Below are 17,358 nucleotides of genomic sequence, written 5' to 3'. Positions count from 1 at the left end.
GGCCGTCGCCTTGTGGCGATCGGCCTACCAGGCCTCGACGCCGTCTTCCGTGTTGCGGCTGCGTTTGCCAGCCCGGGTTTCGTATTCGTCGCGTTGTTTTGCTGACTCGACGGTATCGGCTGCGCCATCCTGCCGGGCCTCGGGCGTCATGTAGATGGCGAGCGCCTTTTCCAGCCGGGCGGCGGTGAGCGTGGCAGCGAAGCCCTTCATGTCGTTTCCTCGGTTGGACCTTGAAGTTGTCCGAGATGCATAGCCGACGATACGCCCTTCCGGGAACGGCGCGCCGATGGTTTTCACCAACTTTAGACTTTGCTTGCCGATGGCTTCGGCGGATAATCTCCGCGCGGAAATCGATGAAGACATGGATCTTTGCGCCCATTCCATTCGATGCCCGGCCAATGGAACATTTTGCCAGGTGCTACGTTCGCACCGCACGGATGGGAGGGCATCACATGAGCCGATATCTTGATGACCACAACAATCTGCCCGTGGATGAAAGGACCGGCCTGCCGCTGGAGAACACGCCTGATGATGACGAGGATGAAGAGATCATCGTCGGCGAGCGGAAGGTCTCCTCGGCATGGAATGTGATCGGTGCCGGCATCGTCATCGTTCTCATCGCAAGCGCTGGCGTCGCCATGTGGCCGAGGCAGACGACGACCGATCCCACCCCGACCGCATCGACGACGCCCGTTGCTCCGACCACGGCCGTACCTTCCGGATCGACGATTCCGCCGAAAGCCGTCGAGACGCCGGGTGCCGGCGGCGGGCAGTAGCGGCAACCCTGCCGCCCAGCCGACACAAAAATCGCGCGGACCGTTTCCTCGCGATTTTGCATGGTCTTTGCTTCATGAGGCCTGCCACGTCCAGTTCCGCACATGTAGATGATATCGAGGTCGCGGGCTCGGATGAGGCGGTTCAGATGCGCATAAATGAAGTTCAGGCCTGGTGTCGTTCCCCAATGGATCTGGATCAGTCGCCGCGAAGAATAGACAGCGCTTCGTCGGCGATGACCTGTTCCTCATTAGTCGCGATGACATGGGTCGCGATACGGCTTTCCCCAGTGCTAATCGTGAAATCATTGGCGGCATTGGCCTTTTCATCGATCGCAAGGCCGAGCCAGGACAGCCGTTTCGCCACGCCGGCACGGATTTCCGGCTGATGCTCGCCGATGCCGGCGGTGAAAATGACAGCGTCGAGGCCGCCGAGCGTTGCTGTCATACGGCCGATTTCACCGGCGATGCGCAGTGTCAAAAGGTCGATCGCTTGGCGCGCCTCCGGCCGGCCGTCCTTCAACAGCTCGCGCGTATCGGCGCTGATGCCTGAGACGCCGAGCAGGCCGGAGCGGTGATAGAGCAGATCCTCAATCTCCCTGAAGGACTGCTTCTTTTCGCCTGCCAGATGCAGGATCACGCCGGGATCAAGCCATCCGGGGCGCGTCGCCATCGGAATGCCGTCGAGCGTCGAAAAACCCATGCTGCAGTCGCGGCTGACGCCTTGATCCAGCGCGCATAGGCTGGCGCCGCTGCCGAGATGGGCGACCACCGCCTTTGCCGCGCTCGGCGCCCTGCGGCGGAGTTCGCCGGCGATGAATTTGTAGGAAAGCCCGTGGAAGCCATAACGCTTGACGCCCTCGTCATGCAGCGCGCGGGGAATGGCAAAGCGGCGAACGAGATCGTCCTGCGTGGCATGGAAGGCCGTATCGAAGGAGGCGGTCTGAGCAAGATGCGGCTTCAGATGCCGGAGCGCGCGGATGAAGCGCAGCGCCTGAGGCTGGTGCAGGGGCGCAAGCGGGGTCAGCGCATCGAGGGCATCGATGGTGGCGGCGTCGAGGGCGGTCGGTCCGATAAAACGGTCGCCGCCATGGACGACACGGTGGCCGGCGACACGCGTGGCGGCGATATCGAAATGATCCCCAAGCCGCACGAAAGTCTCGTCGATGACATCCTGCAGGTCTTCCGTCAATTTGGCCTTCAGCGGCATCTCGAATGTCTGCGATCCCTTGATCAGGCTGAGCGAAAGCGGTTCGGCGCGAAAATCGATCACGCCCTTGCCGATGCGCCGGGCCTCGGCGCCATCTCTTGCGAAGATGCCGATCTTGATGGTTGAGGAGCCGGCATTGAAGGTCAGGAGGAGGTCGGTCGATGGCATGTTTCGAAGACTCCGCGTCACGATGGCCGAACTTAGCGCCGGGGCTTCGGACGGAAAGGCATTTGTTGGCCGATCGCATATTTTTGTCGCTGTGCAGCCTGTCATCCGGTCGGCAGGGATTTGCGGCCAGGGTATTTCTCATCCCTGCGCCGGACGGGATGTGACGGCTAATATTGCCTGATGTCAGTGCCTTAAGGGGTGGGGCAGGCTGGGCGTCATGAGAGCTTCACGCTGCGGAATTATTAACAAAAGGCAAAATTACAAACGGAATAAGGAACTATGCCATGGCCGATATTGCCCCCAGCCAGGTTCATAGCGACACTTCCCACCCGCTGCACAGTTCGAATTCGGCCGGCAAATGGTTCCTGCCGGTATTCGCACTCGTTCTGGTCTGCGGCCTCGGATACGTCGCCTATGCACTCACCCGCGACCTGACAACCGCAGTTGCCGTTCCCTGGATTCTGCTCGGCCTTGCGTTGCTGATCGCGCTCGGCTTTGAGTTCGTCAACGGTTTCCACGATACGGCCAATGCCGTCGCCACCGTGATCTATACCCGCTCCATGCCGGCGGAATTCGCCGTCATCTGGTCGGGTTTCTTCAACTTCCTCGGCGTGCTGACCTCGAGCGGCGCCGTCGCCTTCGGCATTCTGGCGCTGCTGCCGGTGGAACTGATCCTGCAGGTCGGTTCCGGCTCCGGCCTTGCCATGGTCTTCGCGCTGCTGATCGCCGCGATCGTCTGGAACCTCGGCACCTGGTATCTCGGCCTGCCGTCGTCGAGCTCGCATACGCTTGTGGGATCGATCATCGGCGTCGGCCTCGCCAACCAGTTCCTGGCGCCGGCAGGCACCGCAACGAGCGGCGTCGACTGGTCGCAGGCGACCAATATCGGCCTGTCGCTTTTGATCTCGCCGCTGATCGGTTTCGGTCTTTCCGCCGTGCTTCTGCTTGTTATGAAGGTCCTGGTGCGCAACAAGGAGCTCTATGCCGAACCGAAGGGCAACCAGCCGCCGCCGCTCTGGATCCGCGCGATCCTGATCTTCACCTGCACCGGCGTCAGCTTCGCCCACGGTTCCAACGACGGTCAGAAGGGCATGGGCCTCATCATGCTCATCCTGATCGGTCTCGTGCCGACCGCTTTCGCGTTGAACCGCACGCCTGACGTCAATTATCTCGAAGCCTACAAGTCAGCATCGGCTCAGGTGGAAACCGCGCTCGGCAAATATGTGAAGCCCGGCGTGACCGTCACGGACTACAAGGCCGAAGTCAGCAACGCCGTCAAGAACAAGACCTGGACGGATGCGACGACACCGGCCCTGCAGCAATATATCCACCAGACGAGCGCAGAAGTCGCCGCATTCCCGACGCTCGAAGCGGTGCCAACCCACCTCGTCGGCAACGTCCGCAACGACATCTACCTCATCGGCGAGGCGCTGAAGCTGATCGACAAGAAGAAGCTGCTGTCGATGGACGCCGACGACCTCAGCGCGGTGACGAACTACCACAAGGCAGTCGACAACGCGACGAAGTTCATCCCGCTCTGGGTGAAGGTGGCGGTCGCGATCGCGCTCGGTCTCGGTACGATGGTGGGCTGGAAACGCATCGTCGTCACTGTCGGCGAAAAGATCGGCAAGACGCATCTGACCTACGGGCAGGGCGCGGCAGCAGAAGTCGTGGCGATGATCACCATCGCTTCAGCCGACCATCTCGGCCTGCCGGTCTCGACCACGCATGTGCTGTCGTCAGGCGTTGCCGGCACGATGGCGGCGAACGGTTCCGGCCTGCAATGGTCGACTGTGCGCAACATGCTGATGGCCTGGGTGCTGACGCTGCCGGCCTCGATCGCGATCGCCTTCGTGCTCTTCGTGATCCTGCGCCAGGTGTTCTAATGCATATCGCCCAGAAGTGTGCAGCGGTTCTGGGACAACGACATGCATAAAACAAAAAGCCAGCATTCCGTCAGGCCGTAGAGGCCAGACTGGAATTGCGATTGCTGATGAAGATGCCCGCCTCGGCGGCGGGCATCGCCTTGCCGAAAAGATAACCCTGGCCGATGTCGCAGCCGAGTTGCAGCAGGAAGGCGAGCTGGCCGTGCTCTTCGACGCCTTCCGCTGTTGTTTTGATGTTGAGGCTCCTGCCGAGACCGAGCATGGCGCGGACGATCTTTTCCTGCCGTTCGTCGTCGCGATAGGTGGCGATGAAGCTCTTGTCGATCTTGATCTTGTCGAAACGATAGCGGGCGAGCTGGGCAAGGCTCGAATAGCCCGTGCCGAAATCGTCAAGGGCGATCTGGATGCCGGCTGCGTGCAGTTCGTCGAGAGCGACGGCGGCGGCGGCGGGATCCTGGATCAGCGCATTTTCTGTGATCTCGATCTCCAGGCGCTGCGGCGGCAGCCGGCTTGCCAAGAGAATCTTGAGGATGCGGGACGTCAGGAGCCTATCTTCCATCTGCACCGGCGAGACGTTGAAGGACAAGGTCACATGCTCCGGCCAGGTGAGTGCGTCGCCGCAGGCCTGCGCGAGAAGATCCTCGAACAGAGCGGTGATCATGCCGGTTTCCTCGGCGATATCGATGAAGAGGGGCGGCGGGATGTTGATGCCGTCGTCATCGATCCAGCGCGCCAATGCCTCGAAGCCGCAGAGCTGGCCGGTCTTGAGATCGATCAGCGGCTGATAGAAAGGTTTGATCGCCTTTTTGGCGATTGCGGCGCGAAGCCTGGTTTCCAGCGCAGCGCGTTCCGTCACCTTGTCCTGCATCGACATTTTGAAGACAAGATGGTGGTTGGGTCCACGCGATTTCGCCTCGTACATGGCAAGGTCGGCGCGATGAGCGGCATCTTCCAGCGGCTCGGCCCCCTCGGCCCAGCGGGCGTAGCCGACGCTGGCACCGACCTCGACGGCAAAGCCGTCGATGTGGATGGGCCGGGTGACGGCCTGGATCAGCAGTCTCGCAAAACGCTCCTCGCATTGTTCCGTCAGGGCGAAGGCGACGATGATGAATTCATCGCCGCCGAAGCGATAGACGCAATCGGCATTGCCGAGCGCGCAGATGCGTTTGGCAACCTCGATCAACAGCACATCGCCACCCTTGTGGCCGACGAGATCGTTGACCTTCTTGAAGCCGTCGAGGTCGACGGAGAAGATGGTGACGTTGCCTTCCGACCCCTCGATCCCGGTCTCGTCGTCCTTGATCGGCCGTGAGAGGATCCTGCGCTCAAAGGCATAGCGGTTCGGCAGCTTGGTCAGGTGATCGTGGGTGGCGGTCCAGTCGGCCTTTGTCTGGGCGGTCGCGCGCAGTTCCATTTCCTTGCGCAGATCGGCGATGCGCAGCACCGAGTAGACGAAGCTCATGGCGCCGGCGATGCCCAGCGCCAGGATGAGTTTGTCGGCGCCGTATTCGCTGAAACCGATCATGAAGGAGATCATGCTGTCGTCGAATTGCAACAGCGTGCCGAGCAGCCAGAGGGTTACTCCGAACGCCACAATCGACACGCATTGCCTTCCGGCTCTGCTTTGGAAAAACACCGGCATTGGCCTTCTCCATCTCCGCCCGCGCCGACGTAATCATGAAAGTCTGAAATGTTCGTTGAAACCAGGAGGCGAATTATCGGAGCGGCGGCGTGTTGCCGCACCTCGAAAGGCTTGACGGCAGGGCGCCGGATGCTCGCTCTACGGGCAATAGCGAAACGGTGAGGACGGATGATGGAGCGAAAGGCCGATTGCGATCTATTTTGTCTACGAGCTTGGGAAGAACGAAGGCGAGCGTGCAATCGCATCGCTCGCCTTTTCTCGTATTTCAGGCGGTGACAATCAGCAGCGGTACGCTGACGATGAGACCGACCAGAACCGTAACCGTGGCGACACGCATAAAACGCAGGCGCCGCGTACGTTCCCCACTCCAGTCATATGTCATTTCTTCCATCTCCTTGGGACAAGGAAGTAGTCCCGGCGAAACCGGGTTCAATAGAGATGACGCGATTTGCTTGTGTAAAGCTGGATCAGTTCAGTGATCACTAATACTGAAGCGCAGCGACCAGCGTTCTCCGTTGCTGGTCATGCGGACAATGGCGAGCGGCTCGACGTCCACCAGCCAGAACGAGGAGAGCGGCGCCTGAAGCACATGAGTAACCGCCGCCCGGATGACGGCCGCGTGGCTGACGGCGATCACGTGGCCGCCGAGGATGGACTGGGCGTCCATCCAGCCGGCGACGCGTGCGCGCAGGTCAAAAATACTTTCACCGCCATGTGGGGCTGCTTTCGGATCGCTCATCCAGATTGCCAATTTTTCCGGCTCTTCCGCCCCTATCGTGACGATCGGCCTGCCGGCCCAACGGCCATGGTCGCAATCGCGAAGGGCCGGGTCGATCCCGGCTTCGAGGCGAAGCGCCTGCGCGGTCTGGCGGGCACGCAGAGCGGGGCTTGCGGCAATGCGGTCGGCGCGGAGCGGCGCGACCATTCTGGCCGCTTCCTCCACCGCCTTGTCTTCCAGCGGTTCGTCGAGCGGGAACAGGGCTTTACGGCTTGCCGCCGTCGCGCCGTGGCAGATCCAGGTGAGGCGCGTGTTCACGGTCGTTCTGATCTCCGGAATGCGATGGGGACGGCCCTTTGCCGGCTCGTGAAGTTTCGTTGACAGTCTCTCCGGGGTGCAGATATAACCATGCTGTTGCGGGTTTGGAAGCCGGTGAAAATCCGGCGCGGTCGCGCCACTGTGACCAGCGTGTCGAAAGCTCTTCGCGCTGGAAGTCAGACCCTGCCGCACAAGCACTCTTTCGACTGAACGCGTCATTCCCGGAGGAATACATGTCTGATACCACTTTCGCGCCCGCCGCAGCACCGGCGCCGATCCCAGTAGGCGAGATCCTGCCCTGGGCGATCTTCGGTGGCCTGCTGATGATCATCGCCATCTATTTCGTCGGCACCGAGGAAGGCGCAATGGCGCTCTTCAACGGCATGTATGTGCATGAATTCGTGCATGACGGTCGGCATCTCCTCGGCTTTCCCTGCCACTAAGGGAGTTTCTGACATGGTTGGAAACCTTCTGCTTCGCGGCATGCTCGCGGGCCTGATTGCTGGCATCCTCGTTTTCGCCTTCGCCCACACCTTCGGCGAGCCGCTGGTCGATGCGGCAATTGCCTTCGAAGAGGCGAGCGCCCAGGCGGCCGGCGAAGCCGCCGAACCTGAAATCGTCAGCCGCGCCACGCAGGCCGGCCTCGGCCTTTTCACCGGCGTCATGGCTTACAGCGTTGCCGTCGGTGGCCTCTTCGCGCTCGCCTTCGCCTTTGTGCACGGCCGCATCAGCAACCTTTCGGCGCGGGGCACCTCGGCCGTCATCGCCATCGCCGCCTTTGTGGCGATCGTGCTCGTTCCTGCCGTCAAATATCCGGCGAACCCGCCGGCGGTCGGCAATCCCGACACGATTGGCGTCAGGACCGAGCTGTTCTTCCTGATGATCGTCGTCTCGCTTGCCGCGCTGATTGCCGCGGTGGCGCTTTCGCGCCGTCTCTCCGAGCGTTTCGGTCTCTGGAACGGCGCGACCATCGCCGGTATCGCCTATCTCGTCTTCATCGGCCTCGTGCTTTATTTGTTGCCACCGATCAACGAGGTACCTGAGAATTTCTCGGCGATGGTGCTCTGGCGTTTCCGCACGACCTCGCTTGGCATGCACGTAATCCTTTGGGCAGCGCTCGGTCTTGTCTTCGGGGCGCTGGCGGAAAGACGGCTTGCCGTCAAGGGCGGTCAACGCGGACGGCCGGCAACGGCATTTCGCTGAACGCATTCAAGGGCGCAGCCTGGCCTGCGCCCCGAACTTTCCGGGCGATCATGAGACGCGAGAGAACCAGGCCATTTCTGCTGATGACGTTTGCGGTCATCGCCTGCTCCTTCGCGGTTGCCGGAAGCTGCCTTGCGCACGGCCGTAGCGCCGGCGGCAGCCACGCCGGGCTCGATATCCCGGAAATCTCCCATGGCGAGATGGCCGTCATATCCGATTATCGCAACGGGATCATCGATCTGGCGTCGCGGGCGACCGATACGAACGAGCCGTTCCGCCGTGTCCTGAACTATGCCGAGATCCAGTATTCCTACTGTCTGTGGGGTAGGATGCCGGGCAGCGTGACGGATGAGGAAAGTCCGTTCAACGAATGCGCCCATGCCTATCTCGCGGCAACTAAAGCCGTGCTGATGTCGATGCGGGAGATGCCGCGGGAGGCATCTGCCGCAGGCGAAATCATCTCCGCCATCGATGCCGACATGGTCGGCCGCGGGCTTGCGCCCATCACCTGCCGGTTCAGTGGCGAGGCCTTCAACACCGCCGATATCGTCAAGCCGCACTGGAGCAAGGTGCCGCTTCATCCGGTCAGCATGGCGTCGCTGACCGGGCTTGCCTCCGCGTTCGGCCTCATGGCTTTTGCATTTGGCCGCTTCCTGCGGCCGCGGGCTCAATCGTCGGAATAGCGCTGCTCGCGCCACGGATCGCCATACATATGGTAGCCGTTCTTTTCCCAAAATCCGGCTTGGTCGTCAGGCATCAACTCGATGCGGCGCAGCCATTTGGCGCTTTTCCAGAAATAGAGGTGCGGTACGACGAGGCGCATCGGACCGCCGTGATCCGGCGTCAGCGGCAGGCCCTCCCAGGAGGTCGCGAGGATCGCATCCTCGGCAGCGAAATCGGAGAGCGGCAGATTGGTGGTGTAGCCGTCATAACTCGTCAGCATGACGTAAGCAGCTTCCTGTTTCGGCATGGCGAGGTCGAGCAGATCGCGGGTCGAAACACCCTTCCATTTGTTGTCGTAGCGCGACCAGGTGGTGACGCAGTGGATATCGCTCATCCCAGTGCTCTGCTCGATCGCCTGAAAATCGCCCCAGGCGAGCGTGAGCGGCGTTTCGACGAGGCCGCGCACCTCAAGCCGCCAGCTGTCTGTGGAAACGACCGGCTGCTGGCCGAGATCGAGCACCGGCCAGTTTTTGACGAGGTGCTGGCCGGGCGGCAGACGCTCGGCCTCGGGCCGGCTGATGCGGCCGGTCAGAAATTTTCCCTCTGCCGCCCAGCGGCGCTTGGAGCTGGTGAGCTTGCTGTCAGCCGGGGTCTGGTCGTCGCTCATGTGTGGTCTCCTTGCCGTGCAGCAATAGGACATCCGGCCCCGCCGGGTGTCAAGTTTCGACAGGCCCTTGGAAATCCTCGCCCGCCTCGGATGCTGATCACCGAGAGCTAGCGCCTCTGCGGATGCTTCCCAAACCGCAATTGCGGACTTGACATGCAACCATTTGGTTGCCTATAAATAGAGTAACAGGCAACCAAATGGTTCCGTATAAAGACATGGATGATGATGCGGTTTTCCGCGCTTTGGCGGATGCGAGCCGCCGGCAGATGCTGGATCGGCTGCATGCGAGGAACGGCCAGACGCTGGGCGAACTCTGCCAGGGGCTCGCCATGACGCGCCAGGCGGTGGCGAAACATGTCGCGATCCTGGAGGAGGCCAATCTGGTTTCGTCCAAGCGCCAGGGCCGGGAGAAGCTGCATTTCATCAATCCGGTGCCGATCAACGCGATCGCGCAGCGCTGGATCAGCAAATTCGAGCGGCAGCACCTGAATGCGCTGGCCGACCTGAAGGAAACCCTCGAAGGCAAGGGCCGCAACTGACGGTCCTGCCATCAGGAGTGCTGACACTTGGCCAAAAGGAGTATCATCATGGCTGGCAGTACATATAACTATGTCACCTTTATCCGCACGACGCCGGAGCAGCTCTGGGCGGCGTTGACGACAGCCGAGTTCATGAAGAAGTTCTGGCTCGGCGCCCACTTCGAAACCGAATGGCGCGCGGGCGCTGCCTGGAAGCTTCTGTTCGAGGACGGATCAGTCGCCGATACCGGCGAAATCCTGGAATGCGATCCGCCGAAACGGCTCGTTCTGAAGTGGCGCAACGAGTTCATGCCGGAGCTGAAGGCAGAGGGCTATTCGCAATGCGTGATGGAGATCGAGGCGGCGACCGAAACGGCCACCAAGCTGACGGTCACCCATTCCATCGCCGTCGAGAATTCCAAGCTCATCAATGCCGTCTCCGGCGGCTGGCCGCGCATTCTCTCCAACCTCAAGTCGCTGATCGAGACCGGCGAGGTGGTGCTGCCGCCCAAAAAATAGGGCGGTCACCATGGCACGATGGGTGGATTTCCACCCATCGCATCAGCCGTTTGTTTCCAAATCGACCCATGCTGCATCGCACCGTCGCAGAATTGTCTTTCGAAAGCGGCGGTGACGATTGCGGGTCGATTTTTCGCAGCGGCAAATAAGTAATCCGAACCTTGGCGAAGCTTCGCTGCGAGCCGGCGCCGTTGTTGCTAGGCTTCGTGCTCGGGCCGCTTCTGGAGGAGAACCTGCGGCGCGCCATGATCCTGTCGCGCGGCGATCCGAGTACCTTCATCACGCGGCCGATCAGCGCCACGCTTCTGGCGATCGCGCTTGCAGTCCTCATCGTCGTCTTCCTGCCGAGCGTCAGGAGGATGCGCGAGGAGGTGTTCGTCGAAGAGGCCTGAGGGGTTGAACTTATGGGCTGTTTGATGAACAAGGGGTGATCTGACGCGAGCGCCTTTCGGGCGCCCGTTTCGCATGAGGGGATATCCAGGCCCATGAGCATTCCCGCCCGGATCAAGGACGATCTGCCGTTCCTCACCGCTTTGCGCCGCGACCTGCACGCCCATCCCGAACTCGGTTTCGAGGAGGAGCGCACGGCCGGTATCGTCGCGAGGCTTCTGGAGGAGGCCGGGATCACGGTGCATCGCGGGCTGGCCGGCACCGGCGTGGTCGGCACGCTGCAGCTTGGCAATGGCACGCGCAGGATCGAGCTCAGGGCCGACATGGATGCGCTCGCCATGCCTGAAATGGCGGAGAGGCCCTATAAATCGACCGTACCGGGGAAGATGCATGCCTGCGGCCATGACGGCCATACCGCGATGCTTGTCGGCGCGGCGCGGCATCTTGCGGCGACACGGAATTTTTCCGGCACGGTGCATTTCATCTTTCAGCCGGCGGAAGAGGGCCGCGGCGGGGCAAGGCGAATGGTGGAGGAGGGGCTCTTCCGGCTTTTCCCCTGCGATGCCGTCTATGGCCTGCACAATATGCCGGGGCTTGATGTTGACGAAATTGCTGTGGTCGAGGGGCCACAGCTTGCCTCCTCCGACAGCTGGCGCCTCACCTTTCGTGGGATCGGCACGCATGGCGCCAAACCGCATCTCGGCCGCGATCCGATCACGGCGGCCGGCACCTTCCTCTCATCGCTGCAGACGATCGTCGGGCGTGTGGTCGATCCGTTGCAGCCTGCTGTCGTCAGCGCCTGCTTCCTGCAGGCGGGCGATCCGAAGGCGCTGAACGTCATTCCCGATACGGTCGAGATCGGCGGAACAGCGCGAGCCTATTCGCCCGAGGTGCGCGACCAGCTGGAAACCGAGATCGGGCGACTGGCAAGCGGAACGGCTGCCATGTACGACGTTGCCGTCGACTATCGTTTCGAGCGGCGGATACCGCCTGTCGTCAACGATCCGGACGCGACCGCCCGGGCGCTCGCGGCTGCCGCCACGGTGTTCGGCGGGCAGGTGCGGACAAGCTTTCCGCCGTCGACGGCCGGAGACGATTTCGCCTTCTTCGCGCAAAACGCGCCGGGTTGTTATGTCTGGCTCGGCAATGGGCCGGCTGTTGATGGAGCGCTGCATCACAATACGTCGTATGATTTTAACGACGAGGCGCTGGGTTATGGGACGGCTTACTGGGTGGCGTTGGTGGAGCAGGAGTTAAAGGTATAGCTGGAGTTTGAGGGGCTACACAGCACTGTCCTCGTCACATGATCTGTGCGTTTCGGCTTACAAAACCTCTAGCACCGGGCTTTCCAGCACCTTCCCCGTCACAACATCGGCAATTCCCCGGTCCGTCTGGTGCGGGCCGATATTGCAGGCGAGTGTTGCGCCGAAGCAGGCCTTGAAGACCCGGTAGGGCGGCTTCCAGTCGACGATTTTTTCCATGGCCTTGCGGATGACGGCGAAGGCTAGGGCAGTGTCCTTCAGCGGTGCGTCGGTCACCAGGCCGGAGAGCGGCAGCGGCAGGATCGCTTCGATGCGGCCGTCCTTGGCGACCGCCATGCCGCCGCCTGCCGATATGACGGCGTTGGCAGCGAGCGCCATGTCGCGTTCATTGCCGCCGAAGACAGTGAGGTTGTGGCTGTCATGCGAGACTGTGGTGCAGAAGGCGCCGCGCCACTCGCCCCAGCCGGTGAGGAACCCGACGCGTGTGATACCGTCGGCCCTGCCGTGGCGGTGGGCGACGGCAATCATCGTGCTGCCGGCCGGCGGTACGACGAAGCCGTTCCTGACCTCTGTTTCGGCCTCGCCCCATTGCGTGAAGCGGGGGCGGTCGATGGTGGCGACGCGGACGCGCTCGCCTTTCGCGGGGATGCGGAAATTACTCTCGGTGAATGGGGGCAACTTCACGGAATTGCGCAGCGGCACTGTGTCGAGCGGCTGGATGGCCGCTTCGATTCTGCCGTTGCGGGCGACGATGCGGCCGCCCGATATGACGAGCCGCGCCCGGAATTCTGTAAGATCCTCGAAGAGAACGAGGTCGGCGCGGCGGCCGGCGGCGATAAGGCCGAGATCGGAGCGCTTCAGCCGCTGAGCGGCGTTGAAGGTCGCAGCGCGCAATGCCCATTCCGGTTTCATGCCGTAGCGCACCAGGCGCCTGATAACGTCGTCGAGACCGCCACTCTCATACAGTTCATCGGGAAAGACGTCGTCGGTGCAGAGTGTCACGGTCGCAGGCAGATGGCCGAGACCGTTCAGCATCTCGACGAATTCCTGCAACAGATGGTCGTGAGAGCCGCGCAGCTCGATGGTCAGGCCGGCGGCAAGCTTGGCGAGGAGGTCGTCGCCTGAGGTGAGTTCATGGTCGGAGGTGATGCCTGCCGCCGCGAAGGCGTTGAGATCGGCGCCCTCCAGTCCGCGGGCATGGCCGCAGACAAGCTTGCCTGAGGCAAGCCCTGAGTTGACGATGGCGCTCATGCGTGGATCGCCGTCGATGACGCCCCGCATGTTCATGACTTCGGCAACGCCGCCGACGGCGGGAGAGCGCAACATCTCTGATATGACGGAGGAATCGAAATCGGCGCCTGCCAATTCCAGACCTGGTGCCGACGGCACGCAGGAGGGGGCGAGCAGGATCATGCGCAGCGGCAGCGTGCGGGCGGCCTCGATCGCCCAGCGTACACCGTCGAGGCCATGGACATTGCCAAACTCATGGGGATCCCAGACGACAGTGGTGACGCCGCGCGGCAATACGGCACTCGCATATTCAGCGGGCGTCACCATCGAACTTTCGACATGCATGTGCGTGTCGATCAGACCCGGCGTCAGGATGCTGCCGGTCGCATCGACGATCTCGACGGCGTCCGTGCGGCTTGCCGGAGGGTGAACACTTGCAATGAGCGCGCTGACGAGGCCGACATCTGCCTCCCGGATCAGGCCCGTCACCGCATCGAGCAACCGTCCTCCGGTAATCAGCATATCGAAGGGCGCATCGCCGCGGGCGGCGGCGACGGCGCGGGCGCGCAAGGCGGGATCGTTGAGATCGAAAGGTTCCTGGCGAGGGATGACGGTCATTTGCGGGCCTCGTTGACCAGGGCGGCGAGAATGATGACGCGCGCCATGTCGGCATTGATGTCGGCGGCGAATTGCGCATTGAAGGCGGCGTGCGTCGCGCGGGTCTCAACGACGGTGCGGCCACGTGTAAGCGTGCCCTGCAGCTCGACGTCGATGCGCGCTGGGCGGAAGCTCACGATATCGGCAGCGACGAAGGCGACGGCGGCGGTTGGGTCGTAGACCGCCATGCCGGGGCGGCCGCGGCTGGTGCCGATGCTGACGTAGCCGGAAAACATATCGGCGATCAGCTCGGCATTGGCGCCACCGGCATTGCGCACCGGCTCGGCGTCCTCGGGCCGTGCCAGCACCTTGCGGCAGAGGTCGAGATCGACCATGCGCAGCGGCAGACCATGGGCGATGACGATCGACAAGGCTTCGGGATCGGCGAGCGCGTTGAACTCGGCAGAGGCGGTATGGTTTCCTGATGTGACGCCGCCGCCCATCCACACGAGTTCGGTGATGCGGGCGGCAAGATCCGGACGGGCGAGCGCTATGGCGGCGATATTGGTGAGCGGGCCGAGCGCCAGGATACGGTGCGGGCCCTGGCTTTCCAGCCACCGGCAGAGCGCGGTGAAGGCATCGCCTTCGGCAAGGGCGGGGGCCTTCGGCAGGCTCTTGCCCGTTGTCGGGATGCCGGTTTCGCCGAGAATCGCCTGGGCGGTTTCGAGCTTGCCGAGAACGGGCATGGCCCGACCGGTATGGATGGGAAACGTCCAGCCGAAGGCGCTGGCGGCGCCGGCGGCGTTCATTCTCACCTGTGGCAGTGGCGCATTGCCGAAAACCAGCGATATGCCGTCGATTTCATATTCCGACTGCGCCACCACCAGAATGGCGGCGATATCGTCAAATCCCATATCGGTGTCGATCCAGACGCCCATGATATCACCCGAAGCGCTTGAGGTTGGCCGCGCCGGCGACCGGCAGATCGAAAGCGAGCGCGCTGCCGATCTCGTGTGGCGGCAGGCTGGCATCGATCTCGGCCTTGATGGCCCCCAGCGGCGTATCGAGGAGATATTCGCGGCTGTTGCCGGCGAAAGATGTGCCGCGCACCGTGCCTTGGAACGGACCCGCACCGAGGGTTACCGCGCGCGGTCGCCAGGCCAGGCCCGTCGAATTTTGCGGCGCCGGACCGGAAAGCGCGATCGGGCCATTCGGCGTCATAAGCTTTCCCTCCTTCAGCGCGAAGACATTGTCGAAGCCGACGAAATCGGCGACGAACGATGAGACGGGATTATTGTAGATCTCCTCCGGCGTGCCGATCTGCTCGATGCCGCCGTTCAGCATCACGACGATGCGGTCGGCGAGCGCCAGGGCCTCCACCTGATCGTGGGTGACGAAGATCATGGTGACACCGGTTTCCTTCTGCACGCGCTGCAATTCGGCGCGCATTTCAAGGCGAAGGCGGGCGTCGAGATTGGAGAGCGGCTCATCGAGCAGCAGCACCTTCGGCTCCATGACCATCGAGCGGGCAAGCGCCACACGCTGCTGCTGGCCGCCGGAGAGCTCAGCGGGCTTGCGGCTGGCGAAGGCGCTGAGCCCGACGGATTTCAGGCCGGCGCCGACGCGGGCGTCGAGATTCGCGCCTGAGATCCCTTTCAGACGCAGGCCGAAGGCGACGTTCTCATAGACCGTCAGATGCGGGAAGAGGGCGTAGGACTGGAAGACGAGGCCGACGGCGCGCTTGTTTGCGGAGACGCGGGTGATATCGGCGCCGTCGAGACCGATGCGACCGGAAGCCGGCGTCAGCAGACCGGCGATGGCGCGCATCGTCGTCGTCTTGCCGCAACCGGAGGGGCCGAGGAAAGCGACGAGCTCGCCTTTGCCGATCGCAAGATCAAGGTTTTTCACCGCGACCGTATCGCCATAGGCAAGCGTCAGCTTGTCGAGTTGAAGATAGGCATCAGACATAACGCGAAAATCCCAGAAAGCGTTCGGCGAGGAAGACGATGCCGATCGAGAGGAAGGCGAGAAGGGCGGAAAGCGCCGCAATGGAGGGATCGTAGGTGGTTTCCATGTAACCCAGCATGTCGATCGGCAGCGTTCTCACCCCCGGGCCGGAGAGGAAGAGCGAGACCGGCACCTGGTTGAAGCTGGTGACGAAGCCGAGGATGAAGGCGGCAAGAATACCGCCGCGGATATTCGGCATCACCACGCGGAAGAAGGCTCCGAACCTCGAGGAGCCGAGCAGGACGGCTGCTTCCTCGATATCCGAGCGCAAATTGTCGAGACTGGCTGAGACGACGCGCACGGCATAGGGCAGCACAAGGGCCGCATGGGCGAAGAAGAGGGCGAGTGTGATGTTGAAGCCGAAGGGCACGACGAGATAACGCAGTAATGCCAGGCCGACGATGATGCCGGGAACGATGATCGGCAGCGAGACGATCGTGCGGACGGTCTCGGCCGCGGGCAGCCGGTAGCGCGACAGGGCGTAAGCGGCGGGAATGCCGAGGAGGAGGGCTGCAAGCGTTCCGAAGACGGCAAGGAACATCGACATGGCGAAGCTGTCGCGGAAGCTTTCAACGGTGAAGACCTTCATCACCCAGCGCAGCGACAGGCCCTGTGGTGGGAAGGCCAGCGTATCGCCCGCCGAAAGTGAGGCGGCGATGATGATCAGGAACGGACCGATCAGGAAGACCAGCAGCAGGAAGAGGACGAGGGGCGAAAACAGTCGGATGCTCATCGGCGATTCCTCGCCGTCGCAAGGCGTTTCAGCAGGATATTGGCGGCAAAGCTCATGACGATCAGGATGAAGGCGATGACGCTTGCCGAGACGAAATCATTGGCGACGGAAACCTGCTGGTACATCAGCGTCTCCAGCATCAGCACTTTGGAGCCGCCAAGAACGGCGGGGGTGATGTAAGCGGTGAGCGAACCGGTGAAGACAAGCGTGCCGCCAACGACCAGGCCTTCCCGGGTCAGCGGCAGGACGACTTTCCAAAAGACCTGAAACCAGTTGGCGCCGAGCACGCGGGCAGCCGGGATCGCATCCCTCGGCATATTTTCGAGCGCGCTGATCAGCGACAGGATCATCAGCGGCAGGAAGAGCTGCAGGAGGCCGATGAAGACGGCGGTTTCGGTAAACAACAGCCGCAACGGCTCAGCGCTGAGGCCAAGGCCCGTGATCGCCTGGTTGACGATGCCGGTGCGGCCGAGAATGACGATCCAGGCATAGGTGCGCGCTACCGGCGAGATCATCAGCGGCAGGGTAACGAGGCCGATCACGCGGCCCTTGCCCTTGGGCGGCAAGTTGACGATGGCGAAGGCTGCGGCATAGCCGATAACAGCCGAGACGGCAGTGACCTCGAGACCGAGCCGGAAGGAGCGCAGGAAGACGGTGCGGTTCAGCGTCTCGGAAAAGAAGTGGGTATAGGCCGACAGCGTCCAGGCGCCGCCGGCGCGAAAACCCTCGGACAGCAGGATTGCAACAGGCAGCAGAAAGACCAACGTCGCAAAGACGGCTGCCGGCAAGGCGAGCGCCATGGCTTCTGCGCGGTTCTGGAACATGAGGCGCCTTTTCAGGAGAGGAGGGAGGTC

General features: G+C 62.4%; 18 protein-coding genes and 2 pseudogenes. 9 read left to right on the top strand and 11 right to left on the bottom strand.

Annotated features, from left to right (window positions below; all coding sequences use genetic code 11):
• Positions 1-24: 24 nt before the first annotated feature.
• Positions 25-300, bottom strand: coding sequence for a hypothetical protein (locus EFB14_RS15690; protein ID WP_245438252.1), 276 nt, complete (start codon positions 298-300; stop codon positions 25-27).
• 152 nt (positions 301-452) lie between these two features.
• Between EFB14_RS15690 and EFB14_RS33435 the strand changes: the two genes are divergently transcribed.
• Entirely contained in the window at positions 453-776 is a 324-nt protein-coding gene (locus EFB14_RS33435; protein ID WP_126826758.1) for a hypothetical protein, read from the top strand.
• 77 nt (positions 777-853) lie between these two features.
• Here the strand turns inward: EFB14_RS33435 and EFB14_RS33900 are convergent.
• Both EFB14_RS33900 and EFB14_RS15675 read right to left on the bottom strand, forming a co-directional pair.
• Positions 854-964 (bottom strand): annotated as a pseudogene (locus EFB14_RS33900) (phosphoketolase family protein); the annotation flags it as partial.
• Between the two features lie 8 nt (positions 965-972).
• Positions 973-2,151, bottom strand: a complete 1,179-nt coding sequence (locus EFB14_RS15675) for an acetate/propionate family kinase (RefSeq protein ID WP_126826754.1) — start codon at positions 2,149-2,151, stop codon at positions 973-975.
• Between the two features lie 284 nt (positions 2,152-2,435).
• Between EFB14_RS15675 and EFB14_RS15670 the strand changes: the two genes are divergently transcribed.
• A complete protein-coding gene (locus tag EFB14_RS15670; RefSeq protein WP_126826751.1) occupies positions 2,436-4,037 on the top strand; it encodes an inorganic phosphate transporter in 1,602 nt (533 codons plus the stop codon).
• A 70-nt stretch (positions 4,038-4,107) separates the two neighbouring features.
• On the opposite strand, the gene EFB14_RS15665 is transcribed toward EFB14_RS15670, so the two are convergent.
• Together EFB14_RS15665 and EFB14_RS15660 are read right to left on the bottom strand one after the other, a co-directional pair.
• Positions 4,108-5,679 carry a putative bifunctional diguanylate cyclase/phosphodiesterase gene (locus EFB14_RS15665; RefSeq protein WP_126826748.1) on the bottom strand — a complete coding sequence of 524 codons (1,572 nt, stop codon included), beginning with the start codon at positions 5,677-5,679 and terminating at the stop codon, positions 4,108-4,110.
• A 472-nt stretch (positions 5,680-6,151) separates the two neighbouring features.
• Positions 6,152-6,715, bottom strand: a complete 564-nt coding sequence (locus EFB14_RS15660; RefSeq protein WP_126826745.1) for a histidine phosphatase family protein — start codon at positions 6,713-6,715, stop codon at positions 6,152-6,154.
• Between the two features lie 233 nt (positions 6,716-6,948).
• On the opposite strand from EFB14_RS15660, the gene EFB14_RS15655 reads away from it, so the two are divergent.
• The 3 genes from EFB14_RS15655 to EFB14_RS15645 are packed head-to-tail and all read left to right on the top strand — an operon-like array spanning position 6,949 to position 8,601.
• The gene (locus EFB14_RS15655; protein ID WP_126826742.1) at positions 6,949-7,158 is read left to right on the top strand and encodes a CbtB domain-containing protein; all 210 of its coding nucleotides are present in this window, start codon (positions 6,949-6,951) and stop codon (positions 7,156-7,158) included.
• 13 nt (positions 7,159-7,171) lie between these two features.
• Positions 7,172-7,918 (top strand): CbtA family protein, encoded by a 747-nt coding sequence (locus tag EFB14_RS15650; RefSeq protein ID WP_126826739.1) that lies wholly within the window; start codon positions 7,172-7,174, stop codon positions 7,916-7,918.
• Between the two features lie 50 nt (positions 7,919-7,968).
• Positions 7,969-8,601: a hypothetical protein gene (locus EFB14_RS15645; RefSeq protein ID WP_126826736.1), complete on the top strand. Its 633-nt coding sequence runs from the start codon at positions 7,969-7,971 to the stop codon at positions 8,599-8,601.
• On the opposite strand, the gene EFB14_RS15640 is transcribed toward EFB14_RS15645, so the two are convergent.
• A complete protein-coding gene (locus tag EFB14_RS15640; RefSeq protein ID WP_126826733.1) occupies positions 8,586-9,248 on the bottom strand; it encodes a sulfite oxidase-like oxidoreductase in 663 nt (220 codons plus the stop codon). The two genes, EFB14_RS15645 and EFB14_RS15640, sit on opposite strands and share 16 nt — an antisense overlap.
• Positions 9,249-9,463: 215 nt before the next feature.
• Between EFB14_RS15640 and EFB14_RS15635 the strand changes: the two genes are divergently transcribed.
• The 4 genes and pseudogenes from EFB14_RS15635 (at position 9,464) to EFB14_RS15620 (ending at position 11,940) form a co-directional block, all read left to right on the top strand.
• A complete protein-coding gene (locus EFB14_RS15635; RefSeq protein ID WP_126827404.1) occupies positions 9,464-9,787 on the top strand; it encodes an ArsR/SmtB family transcription factor in 324 nt (107 codons plus the stop codon).
• A 48-nt stretch (positions 9,788-9,835) separates the two neighbouring features.
• Complete coding sequence (locus tag EFB14_RS15630; protein WP_125847202.1) at positions 9,836-10,285, top strand: SRPBCC family protein; 450 nt, start codon at positions 9,836-9,838, stop codon at positions 10,283-10,285.
• A 161-nt stretch (positions 10,286-10,446) separates the two neighbouring features.
• Positions 10,447-10,677 (top strand): annotated as a pseudogene (locus EFB14_RS15625) (tripartite tricarboxylate transporter permease); the annotation flags it as partial.
• A 93-nt stretch (positions 10,678-10,770) separates the two neighbouring features.
• Positions 10,771-11,940, top strand: coding sequence for a M20 aminoacylase family protein (locus EFB14_RS15620; RefSeq protein ID WP_126826729.1), 1,170 nt, complete (start codon positions 10,771-10,773; stop codon positions 11,938-11,940).
• Positions 11,941-11,997: 57 nt separating this feature from the next.
• Here the strand turns inward: EFB14_RS15620 and EFB14_RS15615 are convergent, their stop codons facing one another.
• The 5 genes from EFB14_RS15615 to EFB14_RS15595 are packed head-to-tail and all read right to left on the bottom strand — an operon-like array spanning position 11,998 to position 17,328.
• The gene (locus tag EFB14_RS15615; protein ID WP_126826726.1) at positions 11,998-13,785 is read right to left on the bottom strand and encodes an adenine deaminase; all 1,788 of its coding nucleotides are present in this window, start codon (positions 13,783-13,785) and stop codon (positions 11,998-12,000) included.
• The gene (locus EFB14_RS15610) at positions 13,782-14,702 is read right to left on the bottom strand and encodes a nucleoside hydrolase (RefSeq protein ID WP_126826723.1); all 921 of its coding nucleotides are present in this window, start codon (positions 14,700-14,702) and stop codon (positions 13,782-13,784) included. Before EFB14_RS15610 ends, EFB14_RS15615 begins: the two co-directional genes overlap by 4 nt.
• 4 nt (positions 14,703-14,706) lie before the next feature.
• On the bottom strand, positions 14,707-15,732 hold the full coding sequence (locus tag EFB14_RS15605) for an ABC transporter ATP-binding protein (protein WP_126826720.1): 1,026 nt from the start codon (positions 15,730-15,732) through the stop codon (positions 14,707-14,709).
• Complete coding sequence (locus EFB14_RS15600) at positions 15,725-16,504, bottom strand: ABC transporter permease (protein ID WP_126826717.1); 780 nt, start codon at positions 16,502-16,504, stop codon at positions 15,725-15,727. Before EFB14_RS15600 ends, EFB14_RS15605 begins: the two co-directional genes overlap by 8 nt.
• Positions 16,501-17,328 carry an ABC transporter permease gene (locus tag EFB14_RS15595; RefSeq protein WP_126826714.1) on the bottom strand — a complete coding sequence of 276 codons (828 nt, stop codon included), beginning with the start codon at positions 17,326-17,328 and terminating at the stop codon, positions 16,501-16,503. The genes EFB14_RS15600 and EFB14_RS15595 overlap by 4 nt, the downstream gene beginning before the upstream one ends.
• Positions 17,329-17,358: the final 30 nt, after the last annotated feature.

It is taken from the genome of Rhizobium fabae, assembly GCF_003985135.1.
GTDB classification, from domain to species: domain Bacteria; phylum Pseudomonadota; class Alphaproteobacteria; order Rhizobiales; family Rhizobiaceae; genus Rhizobium; species Rhizobium pisi.
The sequence above is the reverse complement of the archived record's forward strand: the minus strand, read 5'-3'. Positions and strand labels throughout refer to the sequence as shown.